Source organism: Streptomyces sp. NEAU-sy36, from assembly GCF_013423905.1.
GTDB lineage: Bacteria > Actinomycetota > Actinomycetes > Streptomycetales > Streptomycetaceae > Streptomyces > Streptomyces misionensis.
This window is the reverse complement of the sequence record NZ_CP058977.1, coordinates 6,976,403-6,997,274: the sequence shown is the minus strand read 5'-3', so window position 1 is coordinate 6,997,274 and position 20,872 is coordinate 6,976,403. Positions and strand designations below refer to the sequence as shown.

The window sequence follows — 20,872 nt, the reverse complement described above, 5'->3', positions numbered from 1 at the left end:
GAGCAAAGGCCCCTAATACCAGACAAAGGGCCTCGGTTTTTGCGCAGAAGTGCAGGGTCACTCTCATGTGTGAGAGTAAGCACACCTACCAGGTAAAGACCTCATCAAATAGTTTGTGATACGGTTCACGAGAACCCCGGATAGAGCCGAAGGACCGTAGTGCGACGGTCCATTGGTGTGAGGTCTCGATCACTCAGCCCGGGACTACGCTCGTCCATGACGACACCTGCCCCCTGTGAAAGCGGAGTTGCCGCCATGCCGTCTTCTGACGCCCGGATCCTTGCCCAGGCCGCCGTGCCCACGGCTGCCGTCGGCGCGCTCGCCGCCGTCGTCAGCGGTGTGGTCGCGGGTGGCAAGGGCGCGATCGGGGCCGTCGTCGCCACGGTGGTCGTGATCCTCTTCATGGGGCTCGGTCTCTACGTGCTCCAGCGCACCGCCAAGTCATTTCCGCAGCTGTTCCAGATGATGGGGCTGATGCTCTACGCGGCTCAGCTGCTGCTGCTGGTCATCTTCGTCGCCCTGTTCAAGAACACCACGCTCTTCAACCCGCGTGCCTTCGCCATCACGCTTGTGGTCGCCACCCTCGCGTGGATCGCCGCGCAGACGCGTGCGCACATGAAGGCCAAGACCCTCTACGTCGATCCCGACGCCTCGTCCCCGGGCGGAAAGTCCGAGAAGACAGGGCGCTCGTCGTGAGAGGTAGGGCCGGGATAAAGGCGCAGGAGACATGCTGCTATCGTCCGGTGCCAACTGCGGCATCGCGGGCGCGGGCATCTCGGCTGACGCCTGTTCGATCGCGAGGCGAGATGCCCCCCAGCCGCCCCCACATCCGTAACACCAGTCCCGTGCCGACCCGCGGTTGCACGCCGCGCCGACACAACGAGGTTGCCGTACCTATGCGCCACGATGAAGGAGCCCGCGGTGAGTGCTGATCCGTCGCAGACGCTCGCTTTCGACACGAGCTGTCACCTGTTCGACGGGTGCGGCTTCCCGGCTCCGGGCCTGCACTCGTTCCTGTTCAAGCCGCTCTTCGGCGACGCGGACAGCAACTTGTACTTCAACAAGACGATGCTGCTGGCGCTCCTCGGTTCCATCATCATCGTGGGCTTCTTCTGGGCCGCCTTCGCCAAGCCGAAGATCGTCCCGGGCAAGCTCCAGCTGGTGGCCGAAGCCGGTTACGACTTCGTGCGCCGCGGCGTCGTCTTCGAGACGATCGGCAAGAAGGAGGGCGAGAAGTACGTCCCCCTGGTCGTCTCGCTGTTCTTCTTCGTCTGGATGATGAACCTCTGGTCGATCATCCCGGTCGCCCAGTTCCCGGTGACGTCGATCATCGCCTACCCCGCCGGGCTGGCCCTGGTCGTCTACGTCCTCTGGGTCTCGCTGACGTTCAAGCGACACGGCTTCGTCGGCGCGTTCAAGAACTTCACCGGCTACGACAAGACGCTCGGCCCGGTCCTCCCGCTGTCGATGACCATCGAGTTCTTCTCGAACCTGCTCGTGCGGCCGTTCACCCACGCCGTCCGACTGTTCGCGAACATGTTCGCCGGCCACACCCTGCTGCTGCTCTTCACGATCGCCAGCTGGTACATGCTCAACGGCATCGGCATCGCCTACTCCGCCGTCTCGTTCGTGATGGTCATCGTCATGACGGCCTTCGAGCTCTTCATCCAGGCTGTCCAGGCGTACGTCTTCGTACTGCTGACCTGCAGCTACATCCAGGGCGCGCTCGCCGAGCACCACTGAGCCTCCCGACCACCCACCCAGACATCCGGTGGCCAACCCCCACCGGTCTTTGAAAGAGAAGGAAGAACCGGCATGTCCGCTCTCGAAACCCTTGCCGCCGGCGTCCAGATCAAGGGCAACCTCGGCTCCATCGGTTACGGCCTCGCCGCCATCGGCCCGGGCGTCGGCGTCGGCATCATCTTCGGTAACGGTACGCAGGCCCTCGCCCGCCAGCCCGAGGCGGCCGGTCTGATCCGCGCCAACCAGATCCTCGGCTTCGCCTTCTGTGAGGCGCTCGCCCTGATCGGTCTGGTCATGCCGTTCGTCTACCCGACCTCCTGACCCGACCGCCTCGCACCAATAGACGAAAGGCACTGATATGAGCCTCCTGGTTCAGCTGGCGGCTGAGGAGACCGAGAATCCCCTCCTCCCGCCGATCCCAGAGCTCGTCATCGGCCTGATCGCTTTCGTCATCGTCTTCGGCTTCCTCGCCAAGAAGCTCCTCCCGAACATCAACAAGGTTCTGGAAGAGCGCCGCGAGGCCATCGAGGGCGGTATCGAAAAGGCCGAGGCTGCGCAGACCGAGGCCCAGAGCGTCCTTGAGCAGTACAAGGCGCAGCTCGCCGAGGCTCGGCACGAGGCCGCCCGGCTGCGCCAGGAGGCGCAGGAGCAGGGTGCCGCCCTCATCGCCGAGATGCGGGCCGAGGGCCAGCGGCAGCGCGAGGAGATCGTCGCCGCCGGTCACGCCCAGATCGAGGCCGACCGCAAGGCCGCCGCGTCCGCGCTGCGCCAGGACGTCGGCAAGCTCGCCACCGACCTGGCCGGCAAGCTCGTCGGCGAGTCCCTGGAGGACCACGCCCGGCAGAGCCGTGTGATCGACCGCTTCCTCGACGAGCTTGAGGAGAAGGCCGAGGCCGCGCGATGAACGGAGCGAGCCGCGAGGCCCTGGCAGCCGCACGGGAGCGCCTTGACACGCTGACGGACTCCACGTCCGTGGACGCGGTCACGCTCGCCGACGAGCTGGCGGCCGTCACCGCGCTGCTCGACCGCGAGGCCGGCCTGCGCCGGGTTGTCACCGACCCGGCGCAGTCCGGAGAGGCCAAGGCGGCGCTGGTCCAGCGCCTGCTCGGCGCCCAGGTCAGCGGCACCGCGGTCGACCTGGTGGCCGGCATGGCCCGCGCCCGCTGGTCGCAGCCCCGCGACCTGGTGGACGCGCTGGAAGAGCTGGCGGACATCGCCGACCTCACCGCCGCGGAGAAGCGCGGCACCCTCGACGAGGTGGAGGACGAGCTGTTCCGGTTCGGCCGGATCGTCTCCTCCAGCACCGAGCTGCGCGCCGCCCTGACCGACCGCTCCGCGGACGGCCAGGCCAAGACCGAGCTGCTGCACCGGCTGCTCGGCGGGCGGGCCAAGCCCGCCACCGAGCGACTGGTCGTGCGCCTCGTGACCGCGCCGCGTGGTCGTAGCCTGGAAGCGGGACTGGAGTCCCTGTCCAAGCTGGCCGCCGAGCGCCGGGACCGCGTGGTCGCCGTCGTCACCTCCGCGGTACCGCTGAGCGAAACCCAGAAGCAGCGCCTCGGCGCCGCCCTCGGCAAGCTCTACGGCCGCCGCATGCACCTCAACCTGGACGTGGACCCCGACGTCGTAGGCGGAATGCGCGTGCAGGTCGGTGACGAGGTCATCAACGGTTCGCTCGCGGACCGCCTGGACGAGGCCGCCCGCCGCATGGCGAGCTAGCCACGCAGCAGCAAGTCGACAGACCGAGAAAAGCAGTACGTACTTACGGCCCTGGTTGGGCCGTGCAGAGGATTCACCTCCTGTTGGGGGGAGTCCCCATCCCCCCAAAGTGAAACTTCGGGCCCAACAAGGAGAGCAGGGAACCCAGATGGCGGAGCTCACGATCCGGCCGGAGGAGATCCGGGACGCGCTGGAGAACTTCGTCCAGTCGTACAAGCCGGACGCGGCCTCGCGCGAGGAGGTCGGTACGGTCACCCTTGCCGGCGACGGCATCGCGAAGATCGAGGGTCTTCCCTCGGCCATGGCCAACGAACTGCTGAAGTTCGAGGACGGCACCCTCGGCCTCGCCCTCAACCTCGAGGAGCGCGAGATCGGTGCCATCGTCCTCGGCGAGTTCAGCGGTGTCGAGGAGGGTCAGCCGGTCACGCGTACCGGCGAGGTGCTCTCCGTCGCGGTCGGCGAGGGCTACCTCGGCCGTGTTGTCGACCCGCTCGGCAACCCGATCGACGGCCTCGGCGAGATCGAGACGTCCGGCCGCCGCGCCCTGGAGCTGCAGGCCCCCACGGTCATGCAGCGCAAGTCGGTGCACGAGCCGATGGAGACCGGCTACAAGGCCGTCGACGCGATGACCCCGATCGGCCGTGGTCAGCGCCAGCTGATCATCGGTGACCGCCAGACCGGCAAGACCGCCCTGGCCGTCGACACCATCATCAACCAGCGCGACAACTGGCGCACCGGCGACCCGAAGAAGCAGGTCCGCTGCATCTACGTCGCCATCGGCCAGAAGGGCTCCACCATCGCCGGCGTGCGCCGCGCGCTGGAGGAGAACGGCGCGCTGGAGTACACGACCATCGTCGCCGCCCCGGCGTCCGACCCGGCCGGCTTCAAGTACCTGGCGCCGTACACCGGTTCGGCCATCGGCCAGCAGTGGATGTACGAGGGCAAGCACGTCCTCATCATCTTCGACGACCTGTCCAAGCAGGCCGACGCCTACCGCGCCGTGTCCCTGCTGCTGCGCCGCCCGCCGGGCCGTGAGGCCTACCCGGGTGACGTCTTCTACCTGCACTCCCGCCTCCTGGAGCGCTGCGCGAAGCTCTCCGACGAGATGGGTGCCGGTTCGATGACCGGTCTGCCGATCGTCGAGACCAAGGCCAACGACGTCTCGGCGTTCATCCCGACCAACGTCATCTCCATCACCGACGGCCAGTGCTTCCTGGAGTCGGACCTGTTCAACGCCGGTCAGCGTCCCGCGCTGAACGTCGGTATCTCGGTCTCCCGAGTCGGTGGCTCCGCCCAGCACAGGGCGATGCGCCAGGTCTCCGGCCGCCTCCGTGTGGACCTCGCCCAGTTCCGTGAGCTGGAGGCGTTCGCCGCCTTCGGTTCCGACCTGGACGCGGCCTCCAAGGCCCAGCTGGAGCGCGGTCAGCGCATGGTCGAGCTGCTGAAGCAGGACCAGTACCAGCCGATGGCCACCGAGGACCAGGTCGTCTCCGTGTGGGCCGGTACCAACGGCCGTATGGACGACGTGCCGGTCGCCGACATCCGCCGCTTCGAGAAGGAATTGATCGACTTCCTGCACCGGAAGCACCAGGGCCTGATGACCTCCATCAAGGAGGGCGGCAAGATGTCGGACGACACGATCCAGGCGATCGACGACGCGGTGGCCGAGTTCAAGAAGCAGTTCGAGACCTCGGACGGCAAGCTGCTCGGCGAGGACACTCCTGCCGCTGCCGCCAAGTGACGTAAGGAAGGGACCTGACTCATGGGAGCCCAGCTCCGGGTCTACAAGCGTCGCATCCGATCCGTCAGCGCGACCAAGAAGATCACCAAGGCGATGGAGATGATCGCCGCCTCGCGTGTCGTCAAGGCACAGCGCAAGGTGGCGGCCTCCACGCCGTACGCGACCGAGCTGACGCGCGCGGTCACGGCGGTCGGTACGGGGTCGAACACCAAGCACCCGCTCACCACGGAGGCCGAGACCCCGACCCGTGCCGCGGTCCTGCTCCTCACGAGCGACCGCGGTCTGGCCGGCGCCTTCAACTCCAACGCCATCAAGGCCGCGGAGCAGCTGACCGAGCGCCTGGAGCGCGAGGGCAAGCAGGTCGACACGTACATCGTCGGCCGGCGCGGTGTCGCCCACTACAACTTCCGTGAGCGCAAGATCGCGGAGTCGTGGACGGGCTTCACCGACGAGCCGTCGTACGCGGACGCCAAGAAGGTGGCGGCGCCCCTGATCGAGGCCATCGAGAAGGACACGGCCGAGGGCGGCGTGGACGAACTCCACATCGTCTTCACGGAGTTCGTCTCGATGATGACGCAGACCGCGATGGACGCACGGCTGCTTCCGCTGCGCCTCGAAGAGGTCGCCGAGGAGACGAAGCACGAGGGCGAGATCCTTCCGCTCTACGACTTCGAGCCCTCGGCGGAGGACGTCCTCGACGCCCTCCTGCCGCGCTACGTCGAGAGCCGTATCTACAACGCGCTGCTCCAGTCGGCCGCCTCCAAGCACGCCGCCACGCGGCGCGCGATGAAGTCGGCCACCGACAACGCGGGCGAGCTGATCAACACGCTGTCCCGCCTTGCCAACGCGGCCCGCCAGGCCGAAATCACCCAGGAAATCAGCGAGATCGTCGGTGGCGCGAGCGCCCTGGCCGACGCGACCGCGGGGAGTGACCGATAAATGACCACCACTGTTGAGACCGCGACGGCTACGGGCCGCGTCGCCCGGGTCATCGGCCCGGTCGTCGACGTGGAGTTCCCCGTCGACGCGATGCCGGACATCTACCAGGCGCTGCACGTCGAGGTGGCCGACCCGGCCAACGCCGGCGAGAAGAAGACGCTGACCCTGGAGGTCGCCCAGCACCTGGGTGACGGCCTGGTCCGCACCATCTCCATGCAGCCCACCGACGGCCTGGTCCGCCAGGCCCCGGTCGTCGACACCGGCGCGCCGATCTCGGTGCCGGTCGGCGACTTCACCAAGGGCAAGGTGTTCAACACCCTCGGTGAGGTGCTGAACGTCGACGAGCAGTACGACGGCGAGCGCTGGCCGATCCACCGCAAGGCCCCGAACTTCGACGAGCTCGAGTCGAAGACCGAGATGTTCGAGACGGGCGTCAAGGTCATCGACCTGCTCACCCCGTACGTCAAGGGCGGCAAGATCGGCCTGTTCGGCGGCGCCGGCGTCGGCAAGACGGTGCTCATCCAGGAGATGATCTACCGTGTCGCCAACAACCACGACGGTGTCTCCGTGTTCGCCGGTGTCGGTGAGCGCACCCGTGAGGGCAACGACCTCATCGAGGAGATGACCGACTCGGGCGTCATCGACAAGACCGCGCTGGTCTTCGGTCAGATGGACGAGCCCCCGGGCACCCGTCTGCGCGTCGCGCTGGCCGGCCTCACCATGGCCGAGTACTTCCGTGACGTCCAGAAGCAGGACGTGCTGTTCTTCATCGACAACATCTTCCGCTTCACGCAGGCCGGTTCCGAGGTCTCCACCCTGCTCGGCCGTATGCCGTCCGCGGTGGGTTACCAGCCGAACCTGGCCGACGAGATGGGCCTCCTCCAGGAGCGCATCACCTCGACCCGCGGTCACTCGATCACCTCGATGCAGGCGATCTACGTCCCCGCCGACGACCTGACCGACCCGGCCCCGGCGACCACCTTCGCCCACCTCGACGCGACGACGGTTCTCTCCCGTCCGATCTCCGAGAAGGGCATCTACCCGGCCGTGGACCCGCTGGACTCCACGTCCCGGATCCTGGACCCGCGCTACATCTCCGCGGACCACTACAACGCGGCCATGCGCGTGAAGAACATCCTGCAGAAGTACAAGGACCTGCAGGACATCATCGCGATCCTCGGTATCGACGAGCTCGGCGAGGAGGACAAGCTCGTCGTCCACCGTGCCCGTCGCGTGGAGCGCTTCCTGTCCCAGAACACCCACGTCGCCAAGCAGTTCACCGGCGTGGACGGTTCGGACGTGCCGCTGGACGAGTCGATCGCCGCGTTCAACGCGATCTGCGACGGCGAGTACGACCACTTCCCGGAGCAGGCGTTCTTCATGTGCGGTGGTCTTGAGGACCTCAAGGCCAACGCCAAGGAGCTGGGCGTCTCCTGAGCCCCGTGCTCGTGTGAGGGGGCGGGCGCGTCCCGCCCCCTCCGCAACGCCCACTAGAATTGACCCCAACACCCGGCGCCCCTGCCGGGTGGTGACCCGAGGAGCCACCCTTGGCTGCTGAGCTGCACGTCGAGCTGGTCGCCGCGGACCGCCAGGTCTGGTCCGGCGAGGCCACCCTGGTCGTCGCGCGCACCACCTCCGGCGACATCGGCGTCATGCCCGGTCACCAGCCGCTGCTCGGTGTGCTGGAGTCGGGCCCGGTGACCATCCGTACGAGTGACGGCGGCACGGTCGTCGCCGCGGTGCACGGCGGTTTCGTCTCGTTCGCGGACAACAAGCTGTCGCTGCTGGCCGAGGTCGCCGAGCTGTCGGACGAGATCGATGTCCAGCGCACCGAGCGGGAGCTCGAACGCGCGAAGGCGGAGGGCGATGCCGCCGCCGAGCGCCGCGCGGACGTCCGGCTTCGTGCGGCGACGGCGCGCTGACACCGCGCACCGTGTGATGACGTAACCTCAGCCGCGGCTGGGACCTCAGGGTCCTGGCCGCGGCTGAGGCAGATCCGGGTGTTTTTTCCGTTCCGTTACCTAGGAGACGAGGAGGTCGGTGCCGATGGTCCTCGCTCTGACTGTGTGCGGGATCGTGGTCGCGCTCGTGGTGCTGGGGCTGTTCCTGTTCGGCCTGCGGCGCCGGCTGATCCAGCGTTCGGGCGGGACCTTCGACTGTTCGCTGCGCTGGGACGTGGCCGACAAACCGGATGCCGGCGGCAAAGGGTGGAGCTACGGCGTCGCCCGCTACAACGGTGACCGGATCGAGTGGTACCGGGTCTTCTCCTACGCCGTGCGCCCCCGCCGGGTGCTGGAACGCGCCCTGATCGAGGTGGCCGGGCGCCGGCTGCCGGAGGGCGAGGAGGAGTTGGCGCTGCTGTCCGACGCGGTGGTCCTCGCCTGTACCCACCGGGGCACGCGCCTCGAACTCGCGATGAGCGAGGACGCGCTGACCGGATTCCTCGCGTGGCTGGAGGCGGCGCCGCCCGGCCAGCGGGTGAACGTGGCCTAACCGCATCGCCCCTCTCCCGGACGCCGGGAGAGGGGCTTTGTCGTGCGGAGCCGTCCGGCTCAGAGGTTGCTGCTGATGGCGTTCACCAGCTCGCCGTCGCTGGTGTCACCGCTGAACTCCCAGAAGAACGCGCCGCCCAGACCCTGGGTCTTGGCCCAGCTCATCTTCCCGGCGATGGTCGACGGGGTGTCGTACGACCACCAGTTGCTGCCGCAGTGGGCGTACGCGGTGCCCGCGATGGTGCCGGTGACCGGGCAGGACGACTTGAGCACCTTGTAGTCCTCGATGCCCTGCTCGTACGTGCCGGTCGCCGGGCCCGTGGCCGTGCCGCCCGGGGCGTCCTGGGTGACGCCGGTCCAGCCGCGGCCGTAGAAGCCGATGCCGATGAGCAGCTTGGCGGCGGGCACGCCGGCCGCCTTGTACTTGGCGATCGCGTCGGCGGTGGTGAAACCGGCCTGCGGGATGCCGCTGTACGAGGTGAGCGGGGAGTGCGGGGCGGTGGGGCCCTTCGCGTCCCAGGCGCCGAAGAAGTCGTACGTCATCACGTTGTACCAGTCGAGGTACTGGGCGGCGCCCGCGTAGTCGGTGGCGTCGATCTTGCCGCCGTTGGAGCCGTCGGCGGAGACCGCGGCGGTCACCAGCTTGCTGGTGCCGAACTTGGCGCGCAGCGCGGCCACGACGTTCTTGAAGGCCGCGGGCCCGCTGGTGTCACAGGTCAGGCCGCAGGCGTTGGGGTACTCCCAGTCGATGTCGATGCCGTCGAAGACATCGGCCCAGCGCGGGTCGTTGACCAGGTCGTAGCAGGACTGGGCGAAGCCCGCCGGGTCCTTGGCCGCGTCCGCGAAGCCGCCGGACCAGGTCCAGCCGCCGAAGGACCAGATGACCTTGAGGTTGGGGTACTTGGCCTTCAGCTCGCGCAGCTGGTTGAAGTTGCCGCGCAGCGGCTGGTCCCAGGTGTCGGCCACGCCGTTGACGGCCTGGTCGGCGGTGAACGCCTTGTCGTAGTCGGCGTAGGAGTCGCCGATGGCGCACTTGCCGCCGGTGATGTTGCCGAAGGCGTAGTTGATGTGGGTGATCTTGGCGGCGGAGCCGGAGGTCACCAGGTTCTTCACGTTGTAGTTGCGGCCGTAGATGCCCCAGTCGGTGAAGTACCCCATCTTGATCTTGCCGCTGGTCGGCGGGGGAGTGGTGCCGCCGCCCCCGGTGGTGTGCACGGCGACCGCGGCGCTGACCGGGCCGGTCTGGCCGGCGGTGTCACGGGCCTGCACCGAGTAGGAGTAGTCGGTGCCGGCGGTGAGCCCGGTGTCGGTGTACGAGGTGCCGGTCACGGTGGCGACGACCTTGCCGTCGCGCAGCACGTCGTAGTTCTTGACGCCCTTGTCGTCGGTGGCCGCCCCCCAGGTCAGCTTGACCGAGGTGTCGGTGATGCCGGAGGCGGCCGGGGTGCCGGGGGCGCTCGGGGCGGCGTCGCCCGGGACCGAGGTGCCGTCGCAGCTGTCACCGTTGAGGGTGCAGTTGCTCGGGGAGCCGGGGCCGGAGCCGTTGAAGCCGAAGCTGACGGAGGCGCCGGGGGCGAGGGTGCCGTTGTAGGACTTGTTCTTCGCCGTCCAGTGGTTGCCGGAGTTGGTGACGTCGGCGTCCCAGGCGGAGGTGACGGACGTGCCGGAGGGGAAGTCCCACTGGATCGTCCAGGAACTGATGCTGGCGGAGCCGGAGTTCTTGATGGTCCACTGACCGCCGAACCCGGTTCCCCAGTCGCTGGACTTGGTGAAGCTGGCGGTGACGCCGCTCGCCGCCGTGGCGTTGCTCGCGGCCGGGGCGGGGCCGGCGAGGCCGACCAGTCCGGCCAGGGGGAGTATCAGGGTCGCGAGTCCTGCCGCGGCTCTGTGTCTGAAGCGCACGCTGCGCCTCCCTTGTCGGTGGGGGTGAAAGGGGGGCATGACTGAGCCTTCATGCCCACGGTGCCCCGAGGGTAGAAAGGTCTGGACCACGGGTCAATAGGTCTGGACCAATCTGGCGGTGGTGCGCCTAAACCCCCAACTCGCGCGCCAGGACGGCCGCTTGAACGCGGCTGCGCAGCCCCAGCTTGCCCAGCAACCGGCTGACGTGGGACTTGACCGTGCCCTCCGCCATCTCCAGGCGCAGGCCGATCCCCGCGTTGGACAGTCCCTCGCCGAGCAGGGAGAGCACCTCGCGTTCGCGCGGGGTCAGCCCGTCCAGCACGGCCGGGTCCGGCCGGGTGCCCGGGCCCGGCCCGGCGGCGAACTCGGCGATCAGCCGCCGGGTCACGGCCGGCGCCACGATCCCCTCGCCGCGCGCCACCGTGCGCACCGCCTCGATCAGGTCCCGGGCCTCCGCGCTCTTCAGCAGGAACCCGGCCGCCCCGGCCCGCAGCGCCCCGAAGACGTACTCGTCCAGGTCGAACGTGGTCAGCACCAGGACATCGGCGAGCCCCTCTGCCGCGATGAGCCGGGTCGCCGACACGCCGTCGAGCCGTGGCATCTGGACGTCCATCAGCACCACGTCGGGCCGCAGCTCCCGGGCCAGGGCGACGGCGCGCTCGCCGTCCGCGGCCTCGCCGGCCACCTCGATGTCGGGGGCGCTGCGCAGGATCAGCACCAGTCCGGAGCGGACCGCCGACTGGTCCTCGGCGACCAGGACCCGGATCATGCGGGGACCCCTCCTTCGCGGGCGTCGGTGCCGTCGGTCAGGGGGAGCGCGGCGCGCACGATCCACCGGTCGCCGTCCGGGCCCGCGCTCAGGGTGCCCCCGAGCAGCGCGGCCCGCTCCCGCATCCCGGGCAGTCCGGTGCCCGAGCCGGGTGCCCGGGACGCCGCCCCGGGCCGGTAGGGGCTGCTCACCCGGACCCGCAGGGCGCCGTCCGCCCGGCGCAGCGCGACCCGGACGGGGCCCCGGGCCGCGTGCTTGAGCGCGTTGGTCAGCGACTCCTGCACGATCCGGTAGGCGGCCAGTTCGACCGGCGCCGGGACGCTGCCGTGCCCGGCGTCCAGGGTGACGTCCAGGCCGTTGGCGCGGGCACCGTCGACCAGCGCGCCGAGGCCGTCGAGCGTCGGTGTGGCCGCGGGCCCGGTGCCGCCGCTGTCCCGCAGGATGCCGATCAGCCGCCGCATCTCGGCCAGCCCGGCGACGCTGTTCTCCCGGACGACGGTGAGGGCCTCGCGGGAGGTGGCCGGGTCGTCGAGGGAGAGGGCGGCCGTGGAGTGGATGGCGATGGCCGACAGATGGCCCGCCACCATGTCGTGCAGTTCGCGTGCCATCCGGGCCCGTTCGGCGGTGACCGCCTGGGTCCGGTCCATCTCCGCCAGCAGCGCGGTCTGTTCGGCCCGCAGCCGGGCGGCCTCGGCGGCTTCGTGGTGGTTGCGCACCAGGGCTCCGGTGGCGGCGGGGCCGAAGGAGACGACGGCGCAGCCGACGCCGACCAGGATCGCCTGGGGCTCGCCCCACCAGACCAGGAAGCCGAGCGTCACCGCGAGGCTGACCAGCCCGGTGGTGACCGGGATACGGCGGGCGGCGGCCGGCGAGCCGTACAGCACGGCCGTGTAGGCGAGGTCCGTGAACATCAGGATCGTCGCCACGTTGCCCGGGGTGAACATGTCGAAGGTGAGGGCGAACGTGCCGCAGACGAAAGCGAGTTGGGGGCGGGTGCGGCGCAGCAGTTCGAGCCCCGCCGTCACCGTCAGCGGGATCAGCCCCCACCGCGCCCCGAGCACCCCGCTGCCCGAGGTGTGCAGTCCCAGCGCCCACAGCACCACCCCGCCCGCCAGGCCGGTGCAGGCGAGGTACACGTCGAACCGGTGCGGTCGGGACAGTCGTACGGCCATGTCCCCATCCAACACGGCCCCCGCCGCCCCCGGCTGCTCCCTGGGAAGGGTCCGGGACTGCCACTTTCGCTTACCCCGGATTCGCTCCGGGCGACGACGTTCCGCCGCCGGGGCGGCGCGAGCCTGGAGGGACGGGGAAGGGAGCGAGCCGTGATCGTCGGGATGATCGTCGCCTGTGAGGTGGCCTTCTGGGTGCTGCTGGCGGCCGGACTGGGTGTCCGGTACGGGCTGCGGATGCCCCGTACCGGGCTGGCGCTGTTGCTGTGCGAGCCGCTGCTGGAGGTGGTGCTGCTCGTCGTCACGGCGATCGATCTGAAGCACGGCGGCCGGGCGGACTGGCGGCACGGGCTGGCCGCCGTCTACGTCGGCTTCACCGTCGGCCTCGGCCACTCCGCCGTCAAGTGGGCCGACGCCCGGGTCTCCCACCGGTTCACCGGCGGTCCGCCCCCGGTGCGCCCGCCCCGTTACGGCCGGGCCCGCGCCCGTCACGAGTGGCGGGTGGCGGCGCGCTGGACGCTCGCCTGCGTGGTCGCGCTGGGGCTGCTCCAGGCGGCGATCTGGTACGTCGGCGCGGACGGCGACACCGGTTCGCTGCGGGCGTGGCAGCTGCGGATGGTGTGGCTCATCGGCCTCAATGTGATCATCGCCGGGAGCTACACGCTGTTCCCGAAGCGGGAGCGTGCCCGCTAGGGCCTCTCGTCTGGATCATGCCGGGCTCGCGGGGTCTGGCACGCACATCTGCGGCGTTGTCGTCGGTCGCCAACGCTCCGCGTTGACTCCCTCCTCCGCCTTGCATCTGCACGCACCAGACCCCGCTCCCTGATCCGGTCTGATCCAAACGAAAGACCCTAGCGCTCCCCGCCCGGCACCCACAGCACGTCGCCGGTGGCCTTGTTGGCGATGCGGGCCAGGATGAAGAGGAGATCGGAGAGGCGGTTGAGGTAGGTCGCGGTGAGCGGGTTCATGATGTCGCCGTGTACCTCCAGGGCCGCCCACGTGGAGCGCTCGGCGCGGCGCACGACGGTGCAGGCCTGGTGGAGCAGGGCGGCGCCCGGGGTGCCGCCGGGCAGGATGAAGGAGCGCAGCTTCTCCAGCCGTTCGTTGAAGCGGTCGCAGTCCGCCTCCAGCCGGTCGATGTAGAACTGCTCGACCCGCAGCGGCGGGTACTCCAGGTTCTCCGCCACCGGGGTCGACAGGTCCGCGCCCACGTCGAACAGGTCGTTCTGCACGCGGGTGAGGACGGCGACGACCTCCTCGTCCAGGCCGCCCAGGGCGATCGCGGTGCCGATCACCGCGTTGGCCTCGTTGCTGTCCGCGTAGGCGGAGATCCGGAGGTCCGTCTTGGGCACCCGGCTCATGTCGCCGAGGCTGGTGGTGCCCTTGTCGCCGGTCCGGGTGTAGATGCGCGTCAGATTGACCATGTGCCCAGCGTAATTACGCCCCGGCCGTCCGGAACACCCGTGTGCCCGCCGTCACGGCCAGCGCGGCGAAGCCGACGGCGACGAGGACGCCGTAGAGCATGTGCGCGGTGGCGTAGTGGCCGACGTAGGCGTCGCGCATCGCGTCCACCAGATAGCGGAACGGGACGAAGTGCGACAGCACGTCGAGCCAGCGGGGCGCGAGGCTCATCGGGAGCATCAGCCCGGACAGCAGCATCGACGGCATCGACACCGCGTTGATCAGCGGGCCGAACTCCTGCGGGGTGCGGGCCTTCATGGCCAGCGCGTACGACACCGAGGCCAGGGACAGGGTGAGCAGCGCGACGAACCCGAAGCCGATGAGCACGCCGGGCAGCGGTGCGCGCAGGCCCATCGCCAGCGCGGCCAGCACCAGCAGCACCGCCTGGAAGACGAACACCGTGACGTCGCGCAGCGCGCGGCCGAGCAGCAGGGCGAGCCGGCTGACCGGGGTGACCCGCATCCGTTCCACCACCCCCTGGGCGTTCTCCATGATGACCGTGAAGCCCGCGAACAGGGCGCCGAACAGGCCGAGTTGGAGCAGCAGCCCGGGTACGAGCACCTGCCAGGAGCTGCCCGTCCCGCCCAGCGGCAGACCGGTGAGCAGCGGGCCGAAGAAGAGCAGGTAGAGCAGCGGGGTGAGGACCCCGAAGAGGAGGGCGAAGCGGGAGCGCAGGGACTGGCGGAGGTAGCGGCCGTAGACGAGGGCCGTGTCGTGCAGCAGCATGCCGGTGGACTCCTGGGGGCTATACGGCGACGGGGGCGTCGCCGGCGGGGGCGGGGGCGCGGCCGGTGACGGCCAGGAAGGTGTCCTGGAGCGTGGCGTCCAGGGAGCCGCCGTACTTCAGCTTGAGCGCGGCGGGGGTGCCCTCGGCCGCGACGACGCCCCGGTCGACGATCACCAGCCGGTCGGCGAGGGCGTCGGCCTCGTCCAGGTAGTGGGTGGTCAGGAAGACGGTGGTGCCCTCGTCGCGCAGCCGGCGCACCAGGTCCCACAGGTCGGCGCGGCTGCCCGGGTCGAGGCCGGTGGTCGGTTCGTCCAGGAACAGCACCTCGGGGCGGTGGGTGAGGGCCATCGCGATGTCCAGCCGTCGCCGCTGCCCGCCGGAGAGGGCGCCCGCCTTGCGGTCGAGCAGGCCGGTGAGGCCGAGGTCGCGGGCGAGTTCCCCGGCCCGTGCGACGGCGTCGGCCTTGGACAGCCGGTAGAACCGCGCCTGGGTGACCAGCTCCTCCCGCACGGTGATCTGCGGGTCGACGCCGCCGGACTGGGCGACGTACCCGCAGACCCGTCGCACGCCGGCCGCGTCGCTCGCGAGGTCGTGCCCGGCGACGGTGGCCGTGCCGCCGGTCGGCTTCAGAAGGGTGGTGAGCATGCGCAGGGTGGTGGTCTTGCCGGCGCCGTTGGGGCCCAGGAGACCGAGGATCTCGCCCTCGTGGACGGTGAGGTCGATGCCGCGTACGGCGTCGACGGGGCCGGCTTTCGTCTGGAAGGTGCGGGCGAGACCCGCCGCGCTGATGACTGCTGCCATGCCCTCAGAAAAACAGAGTCACTGAAAATTTGCAATCACTCCAAGTTTTAAGGCGGACCAGCGAAGCTAGGATCGGGAGCATGGCTGAGGGGCTCAGGGAGCGGAAGAAGCGGCAGACCAGGCAGTACATCTCGGATGTCGCCACAGGACTGTTCGTCGAGCGCGGCTTCGACGCGGTGACGGTCGCGGAGATCGCCGACGCGGCGAACGTCTCCGTCAACACGGTCTACAACTACTTCCCCGCCAAGGAGGACCTGTTCTTCGACCGGTCCGCGGGCATGGTCGACCGCCTGGCCCGCTGGGTCCGCGGCCGCCGTGAGGGGGAGTCCGCGGCGGCGGCCGTCCTGCGCGAGCTGCGCGAGGAGGTCGAGGCGGTGTCCCCGCGGGTCGGCCTGCTCCCGGGGTACGCGGCCTTCATGCGCGTCATCGAGGCCGCCCCGCCGCTGCGCTCCCGGCTGTGGGCCATCGCCCAGGAGGTCCAGGCCAACCTCGAACAGGCCCTGCGCGAGGAGACCGGCGCGGCCGGCGACGACGAGCTGCCCCACCTGATGGCCGGTCAGATCGGCTGGATCCACAGCACGGTCGTCGGGGTCATCGGCCGGGAGATGGTCAAGGGCCGGGCGCCCGCGGAGGTCTCGCGGGAGGTGCTGGCGCTGCTGGACGAGATGGAGGGGCTGCTGAGCGAGCGGGTGCTCGGGTACGCGGTGCGCGAGCAGCGCGCGGCCGGCTGAGACCCGGCCGTCGGACACGACCCCCGGCGCCGTCCCGAAAGGGCGGCGCCGGAAGCTTCTGCGTCAGTCCAGCACCCCGCGCCTGACGGCCCCCACGAAGGCCGCCCAGGCCGGGTCCGTGAAGAGGAGGGCGGGGCCGTGGGGGGCTTGCTGTCACGGACGGGGACGGAGGAGGGGAGGTCGTCGGAGACTCCGAGGCACTGGCCGCCGTCCGGGTTGCTGTAGCTGCTCTTGCGCCACGCCACGTTGCTAAGCCGAAGAGAGACGCGTCCCAGCCGGCCGGCGCGGCCGGCTCACGCAGGGTCAGCCCTTGGCGAGACGCAGCCGGCGCGGTTCCTCCGCATACCGCCGGCGAGGCTCCTGGCAGCGGCCCGTGACCACTTTTCGCGGCGGCATGGCACACCCCCGAGGGGAAACGTGGCGATCTGGCCACGCAGCGTATCGGCCGGGCCGTCGACAGGGGGACAAAACGCTTGAGTCCGCGCGGAATTGACGTGACCGGAGTCTCAGCCCCTGAGACAGTGACGCGCGTTACTTACCGTACTCAACCGGCCTCACGAGCGCTATCGTCCGCCGAAGAGGCACACGTCCACAGCGGGTAACAGCGGGAAGAGGGAGTCGGAGTGGCAGGGAAGCTCGCCGTCATCGGGGCCGGTCTCATGGGGTCCGGTATCGCTCAGGTCGCCGCGCAGGCGGGCTGGGAGGTCGTCCTCCGCGATGTCACCGACGAGGCGCTCACGCGCGGCACCGACGCCATCAAGGCGTCGTACGACAAGTTCGTGAGCAAGGGCAAGCTGGAGGCGCACGACGCCGACGCCGCCCTCGGCCGGATCACCCCGACCACCGACTTGGACGCCGCCGCCGACGCGGACATCGTGGTGGAGGCCGTCTTCGAGAAGCTGGAGGTCAAGCACGAGATCTTCCGCGCGCTCGACAAGATCGTGCGCGAGGACACCGTGCTCGCCTCCAACACCTCCGCCATCCCGATCACCAAGATCGCGGCGGCCACCGAGCGGCCCGAACGGGTCGTCGGCGTGCACTTCTTCTCGCCGGTGCCGATGATGAAGCTGGTCGAGCTGGTGCGCGGGTACAAGACGAGCGACGAAGCCCTCGCCACCGCGCGGGAGTTCGCCGAGTCGGTCGGCAAGACCTGCATCGTGGTCAACCGGGACGTCGCCGGGTTCGTCACCACCCGCCTCATCTCCGCCCTCGTCGTGGAGGCCGTCAAGCTCTACGAGTCGGGCGTCGCCACCGCCGAGGACATCGACCTCGCCTGCAAGCTGGGCTTCGGCCACGCCATGGGCCCGCTCGCCACCACCGACCTGACCGGCGTGGACATCCTGCTGCACGCCACCGGCAACATCTACACCGAGACCCAGGACGAGAAGTTCGCCCCGCCGGAGCTGATGCGCCGGATGGTGGATGCCGGTGACATCGGCCGCAAGAGCGGGCAGGGCTTCTACACGTACTGAGCACGTACTGAGCAGGTACCGAGCGAGTACGGAAGCGGCTCGTCGCCGAATTCACCCCGGGAACATCACCCTCAGGGGTGAATTCGGTATCGGTTCGCTTACAAGCAGCAACCGCACCGCCACGCATTCAGTCAGACGGTGCACAGCATCGACACGGAGAACGCCAAACCGCACTCAACGGGGAGCGCATATGCACATCAGGGGCGACCACGCCGAGCTGGTCGTCGGGGGGCGCCTCGACGTCCGCAGCGCGGCGGACGCCCGTACGGCCCTGCACGCGGCCGTCGACCACGGAGCCGGCGACCTGGTGCTCGACCTGTCCGAACTGGACTCCTGGGACGCCACCGGACTCGGGGTGATCATGGGGGCCCACCGGCGGGCCGGCCGCTGCGGTCGCCGTCTGGTGCTGCGCGGCGTACCGCCGCAGATGCAGCGCCTGTTGGTGGCCACCCGACTGCACCGCATCCTCGCCATCGAGGGCGGCATCGGCGTCGAATCGCTGCCGCGCGTCTGATCCCCCGGTCGCGGGTTCGAGGACGGCCCCGGGCGCAATACCCGCCGGAACGTGACGTGTCGGACCGTACGGAGCCCGCCGTCGCGGGGTACGGCACCCCCGCCCTGTCGTGGATACTGGGCGAAGGTTTAGTGTTCCCTCGCCCGCCCGAGTCGCCCGCCTGACTCGCACCCCTCGACCGAGCGGGTCCGGACCGGAGCGACAGCGCGGTGTGCGGCAGACCGGGAGGGGCCGGATCACGAGCACACGACGCTTATGGGGGGCTTGAACCCATGGACCCGATCAGCAGCCCGGGACCCGAGGAGCACATGGCGGCGGGCAGCCGCCGTCCGCCCCGGGACCCCCTCATCGCCGACTTCGGCCCGGGCACGCCCGCGCCCGCCCGCACGGCGCACCTCGTCTCCGGCGACCTGCTGCTGACCGTCAACCCCGTGGACGGCAGCGAGATCGAGCCGTGCCCGCCGGCCCAGCGCCCCGGCAGTCCGCGCAAGCGCACCGCCGCCGAGCGCGCCGAGGCCGAACGCGCGGCCAGGCCGCCGGTGCCGCCCGGCGCGACCCGGCAGCCGCTGCCGCTGCTGGAGCGCCAGGACGTGCGCGAGCGGCTGGTCCGGCTGCTCGCCCGGGGCCGCACCGTACGGCTGACCGGTCCGGGCGGCTCCGGCCGCACCGCCCTGCTCGACCTGGTCGCCGAGGACTGCCAGGACCTCGCGCCCGACGGCGTGGTGCGCCTGAACGGCTTCCAGCGCACCGCCGACGACCTGCTGCACGACCTCTTCCACACCGTCTACGACGCCCCCGGCCACCGGCCCGAACGCGTCGAGCTGCGGGCACCGCTCGCGGAGATCGGCGCGGTCGTCGTCCTGGACGACCTCCAGTTCGGCGGCGCCGAACTGGACGAACTGCTGGACGCCACCCCCGAGTGCGCCTACCTGCTCGCCGCCACCCCGGACGTGCCCGCGCCCTCCGCCGAAGCCGACGTCGAGGAGGTCTTCCTGGCCGGACTCGACCGGGCCGGCGGGGTGGAGATCCTGGAGCGCACGGCCGGGCGGGTGCTCACCGAGGAGGAGGCCAACTGGGCCGGCGACCTCTGGTTCGAGTCCGAGGGACTGCCGCTGCGCTTCGTGCAGGCGGGTGCCCTGCTGCGGCAGCGCGACCAACTGCGCGCCGAGACCGGCGCGGTGGACGAGTACGGCGTCTTCGAGGACGTCCGCCCCGTGGTGGGCCAGGCGCGGGACCTCGACGGCGCGGCCGTGCCGCTGCCCTCGCTCGGCGAGGCCGCCGCGCCCGCCCCGCTGCTCGCCGCCCGGCTCAGCGCCTCCGCCCGCGCCGCCCTGCGCTTCGCGGTCGCCCTCGGCGGCGAGGTGCCGCACCAGGCACACCTGCCCGCGATGGTCGGCGACACCCACGCCGACGCGGCCCTCGGGGAGCTGGCGGCCTGTGGGCTGGTGTCCCCGGTCGGCTCCCGCTACCGGCTCGCGGCCGGTGTCCAGACCCAGCTGGAGGCCGCCGGGTACGGCGACGACGCCCCGGAGCGGGCCCGTACCGCCGCCCAGCACTACGCCTGGTGGGCCGGGCACCCCTCGGTCACCCCGGAGCGGGTGGGCGCCGAGGCCGACGCGGTGCTCGCGGCGCTCGCGGCCGTGGTGCCGCCCGCCGAGGGCGAGGACGAGCACGCGGTGCGGCTCGCCCGCACGGCGGCGCCCGCCTTCGCGGCGGCCCTGCACTGGAGCGCCTGGGAACGGGCCCTGCGGTACGGCGCCGAAGCCTCGCTGCACACCGGCGAGGTGACCGAACAGGCCTACTTCCACCACGAGTTGGGCGTCCTCGCGCTGTGCGCGGGCCGACTCGACCGGGCCCGCGCCGAACTGGAGACCTCGATCGGGCTGCGCGGCGCGCTCGCCGACAAGCGGGGCACCGTCGCCGGACGGCGGGCCCTCGCGCTGGTCGCGGACCGGGCCGGGGAACTGCCCGGGGTGCCGGTACCGGCGGTGGGGGAGCGGGAGCCCGAGCCGGGCCGCGCCGCGCCGCCCACCCCGGCCCCGGTCCCCGACACCCTCATCACGCCCCAGGTGACCGCGCCGCCCGCCCGGGGGCTCGGCATCCGGCGGCTCGCCCGCCGCAACATGGTGGCGGCCGGTTCCGGGGCACTGCTCGCGGCGGTGCTCGGCACCGTGGTGACGCTGGGCATGACGTCCCACGAGGGCGACGACAAGAATCCCGCCGGGCGGGCCGACGTCAACCCGTCGGCGAGCCAGGACGCCGGGGACTCCACCGTGGACGCCGACCCGGGCCAGGACAGCGGGACGCCCGCGCAGCCGCCCGCGGTCCGGCCCTCGGCCTCGGGCCCGGCGGGCAGGTACACCGGCACGAGCGCCACGCCGCGGCCGTCCGCGTCCGACAGCGCGCCGGCCGACCCGAGCGGGACGGGGAGCACCGGCAGCGGGGACACGTCGCCGACGCCGACTCCGACGCCGACCCCGACCAAGACGAAGCCGACGGACCCGCCGACCAAGCCGACCACACCGCCCGCCACGTCGTCCTCGCCGGCCACCCCGCCCACCCCGCCGACGCCCACGGACCCGTCCACGGACCCCACCGGCGACTCGATGGCGCCGTTCACGAGGTCGGCGCCGGCCCCCGGGCCCACCGACCCGGCGACGCCTACGGACCCGGGGCCCGCGCTGTAGGGGCCCCG

21 protein-coding genes and 1 pseudogene are annotated in these 20,872 nt (G+C 70.8%); 15 read left to right on the top strand and 7 right to left on the bottom strand.

Going from position 1 to position 20,872, the window contains the following annotated elements; translation table 11 throughout:
• Positions 1 to 255: 255 nt before the first annotated feature.
• From HZZ00_RS30470 to HZZ00_RS30425, 10 genes are all read left to right on the top strand, one after another.
• A complete protein-coding gene (locus HZZ00_RS30470; RefSeq protein WP_070027826.1) occupies positions 256 to 696 on the top strand; it encodes a hypothetical protein in 441 nt (146 codons plus the stop codon).
• A gap of 210 nt (positions 697 to 906) precedes the next feature.
• Positions 907 to 1,743 (top strand): F0F1 ATP synthase subunit A, encoded by an 837-nt coding sequence (atpB, locus tag HZZ00_RS30465; RefSeq protein ID WP_180329416.1) that lies wholly within the window; start codon positions 907 to 909, stop codon positions 1,741 to 1,743.
• 72 nt (positions 1,744 to 1,815) lie between these two features.
• Entirely contained in the window at positions 1,816 to 2,064 is a 249-nt protein-coding gene (locus HZZ00_RS30460; protein ID WP_070027822.1) for a hypothetical protein, read from the top strand.
• Between the two features lie 37 nt (positions 2,065 to 2,101).
• Positions 2,102 to 2,647 (top strand): F0F1 ATP synthase subunit B, encoded by a 546-nt coding sequence (locus HZZ00_RS30455; protein ID WP_180329415.1) that lies wholly within the window; start codon positions 2,102 to 2,104, stop codon positions 2,645 to 2,647.
• Complete coding sequence (locus HZZ00_RS30450) at positions 2,644 to 3,459, top strand: F0F1 ATP synthase subunit delta (RefSeq protein WP_180329414.1); 816 nt, start codon at positions 2,644 to 2,646, stop codon at positions 3,457 to 3,459. The genes HZZ00_RS30455 and HZZ00_RS30450 overlap by 4 nt, the downstream gene beginning before the upstream one ends.
• 148 nt (positions 3,460 to 3,607) lie before the next feature.
• Positions 3,608 to 5,200 carry a F0F1 ATP synthase subunit alpha gene (gene atpA / locus HZZ00_RS30445; protein ID WP_180329413.1) on the top strand — a complete coding sequence of 531 codons (1,593 nt, stop codon included), beginning with the start codon at positions 3,608 to 3,610 and terminating at the stop codon, positions 5,198 to 5,200.
• Positions 5,201 to 5,221: 21 nt separating this feature from the next.
• A complete protein-coding gene (locus HZZ00_RS30440; RefSeq protein ID WP_180329412.1) occupies positions 5,222 to 6,139 on the top strand; it encodes a F0F1 ATP synthase subunit gamma in 918 nt (305 codons plus the stop codon).
• Positions 6,140 to 7,576 (top strand): F0F1 ATP synthase subunit beta, encoded by a 1,437-nt coding sequence (gene atpD, locus HZZ00_RS30435; RefSeq protein ID WP_070027812.1) that lies wholly within the window; start codon positions 6,140 to 6,142, stop codon positions 7,574 to 7,576.
• 110 nt (positions 7,577 to 7,686) lie between these two features.
• Complete coding sequence (locus HZZ00_RS30430; RefSeq protein WP_070027808.1) at positions 7,687 to 8,061, top strand: F0F1 ATP synthase subunit epsilon; 375 nt, start codon at positions 7,687 to 7,689, stop codon at positions 8,059 to 8,061.
• A gap of 124 nt (positions 8,062 to 8,185) precedes the next feature.
• On the top strand, positions 8,186 to 8,632 hold the full coding sequence (locus tag HZZ00_RS30425; protein WP_070027806.1) for a DUF2550 domain-containing protein: 447 nt from the start codon (positions 8,186 to 8,188) through the stop codon (positions 8,630 to 8,632).
• Between the two features lie 59 nt (positions 8,633 to 8,691).
• On the opposite strand, the gene HZZ00_RS30420 is transcribed toward HZZ00_RS30425, so the two are convergent.
• The 3 genes from HZZ00_RS30420 to HZZ00_RS30410 form a co-directional block, all read right to left on the bottom strand.
• Positions 8,692 to 10,533 carry a glycoside hydrolase family 18 chitinase gene (locus tag HZZ00_RS30420; protein WP_180329411.1) on the bottom strand — a complete coding sequence of 614 codons (1,842 nt, stop codon included), beginning with the start codon at positions 10,531 to 10,533 and terminating at the stop codon, positions 8,692 to 8,694.
• A 127-nt stretch (positions 10,534 to 10,660) separates the two neighbouring features.
• On the bottom strand, positions 10,661 to 11,302 hold the full coding sequence (locus tag HZZ00_RS30415; protein WP_180329410.1) for a response regulator transcription factor: 642 nt from the start codon (positions 11,300 to 11,302) through the stop codon (positions 10,661 to 10,663).
• Positions 11,299 to 12,474 carry a sensor histidine kinase gene (locus tag HZZ00_RS30410; RefSeq protein WP_180329409.1) on the bottom strand — a complete coding sequence of 392 codons (1,176 nt, stop codon included), beginning with the start codon at positions 12,472 to 12,474 and terminating at the stop codon, positions 11,299 to 11,301. The genes HZZ00_RS30415 and HZZ00_RS30410 overlap by 4 nt, the downstream gene beginning before the upstream one ends.
• A 150-nt stretch (positions 12,475 to 12,624) precedes the next feature.
• Here HZZ00_RS30410 and HZZ00_RS30405 point away from each other — a divergent pair, with 150 nt between their 5' ends.
• On the top strand, positions 12,625 to 13,164 hold the full coding sequence (locus HZZ00_RS30405) for a hypothetical protein (protein WP_180329408.1): 540 nt from the start codon (positions 12,625 to 12,627) through the stop codon (positions 13,162 to 13,164).
• Positions 13,165 to 13,322: 158 nt separating this feature from the next.
• On the opposite strand, the gene HZZ00_RS30400 is transcribed toward HZZ00_RS30405, so the two are convergent.
• Genes HZZ00_RS30400 through HZZ00_RS30390 form a run of 3 tightly spaced genes read right to left on the bottom strand, consistent with a single transcriptional unit; the run spans position 13,323 to position 15,460 of the window.
• The gene (locus HZZ00_RS30400) at positions 13,323 to 13,895 is read right to left on the bottom strand and encodes a cob(I)yrinic acid a,c-diamide adenosyltransferase (RefSeq protein WP_180329407.1); all 573 of its coding nucleotides are present in this window, start codon (positions 13,893 to 13,895) and stop codon (positions 13,323 to 13,325) included.
• Positions 13,896 to 13,908: 13 nt separating this feature from the next.
• Positions 13,909 to 14,658: an ABC transporter permease gene (locus HZZ00_RS30395; RefSeq protein WP_180329406.1), complete on the bottom strand. Its 750-nt coding sequence runs from the start codon at positions 14,656 to 14,658 to the stop codon at positions 13,909 to 13,911.
• A gap of 19 nt (positions 14,659 to 14,677) precedes the next feature.
• The gene (locus HZZ00_RS30390; RefSeq protein WP_180329405.1) at positions 14,678 to 15,460 is read right to left on the bottom strand and encodes an ABC transporter ATP-binding protein; all 783 of its coding nucleotides are present in this window, start codon (positions 15,458 to 15,460) and stop codon (positions 14,678 to 14,680) included.
• Between the two features lie 80 nt (positions 15,461 to 15,540).
• On the opposite strand from HZZ00_RS30390, the gene HZZ00_RS30385 reads away from it, so the two are divergent.
• Positions 15,541 to 16,191: a TetR/AcrR family transcriptional regulator gene (locus HZZ00_RS30385; protein ID WP_180329404.1), complete on the top strand. Its 651-nt coding sequence runs from the start codon at positions 15,541 to 15,543 to the stop codon at positions 16,189 to 16,191.
• Between the two features lie 63 nt (positions 16,192 to 16,254).
• Here the strand turns inward: HZZ00_RS30385 and HZZ00_RS30380 are convergent.
• Positions 16,255 to 16,436 (bottom strand): annotated as a pseudogene (locus HZZ00_RS30380) (DUF397 domain-containing protein).
• A 378-nt stretch (positions 16,437 to 16,814) separates the two neighbouring features.
• Between HZZ00_RS30380 and HZZ00_RS30375 the strand changes: the two are divergent.
• The 3 genes from HZZ00_RS30375 (at position 16,815) to HZZ00_RS30365 (ending at position 20,864) form a co-directional block, all read left to right on the top strand.
• A complete protein-coding gene (locus HZZ00_RS30375; protein ID WP_180329403.1) occupies positions 16,815 to 17,663 on the top strand; it encodes a 3-hydroxyacyl-CoA dehydrogenase family protein in 849 nt (282 codons plus the stop codon).
• Between the two features lie 190 nt (positions 17,664 to 17,853).
• The gene (locus tag HZZ00_RS30370) at positions 17,854 to 18,177 is read left to right on the top strand and encodes an STAS domain-containing protein (protein WP_180329402.1); all 324 of its coding nucleotides are present in this window, start codon (positions 17,854 to 17,856) and stop codon (positions 18,175 to 18,177) included.
• Between the two features lie 272 nt (positions 18,178 to 18,449).
• Entirely contained in the window at positions 18,450 to 20,864 is a 2,415-nt protein-coding gene (locus HZZ00_RS30365; RefSeq protein WP_257585467.1) for an ATP-binding protein, read from the top strand.
• Positions 20,865 to 20,872: the final 8 nt, after the last annotated feature.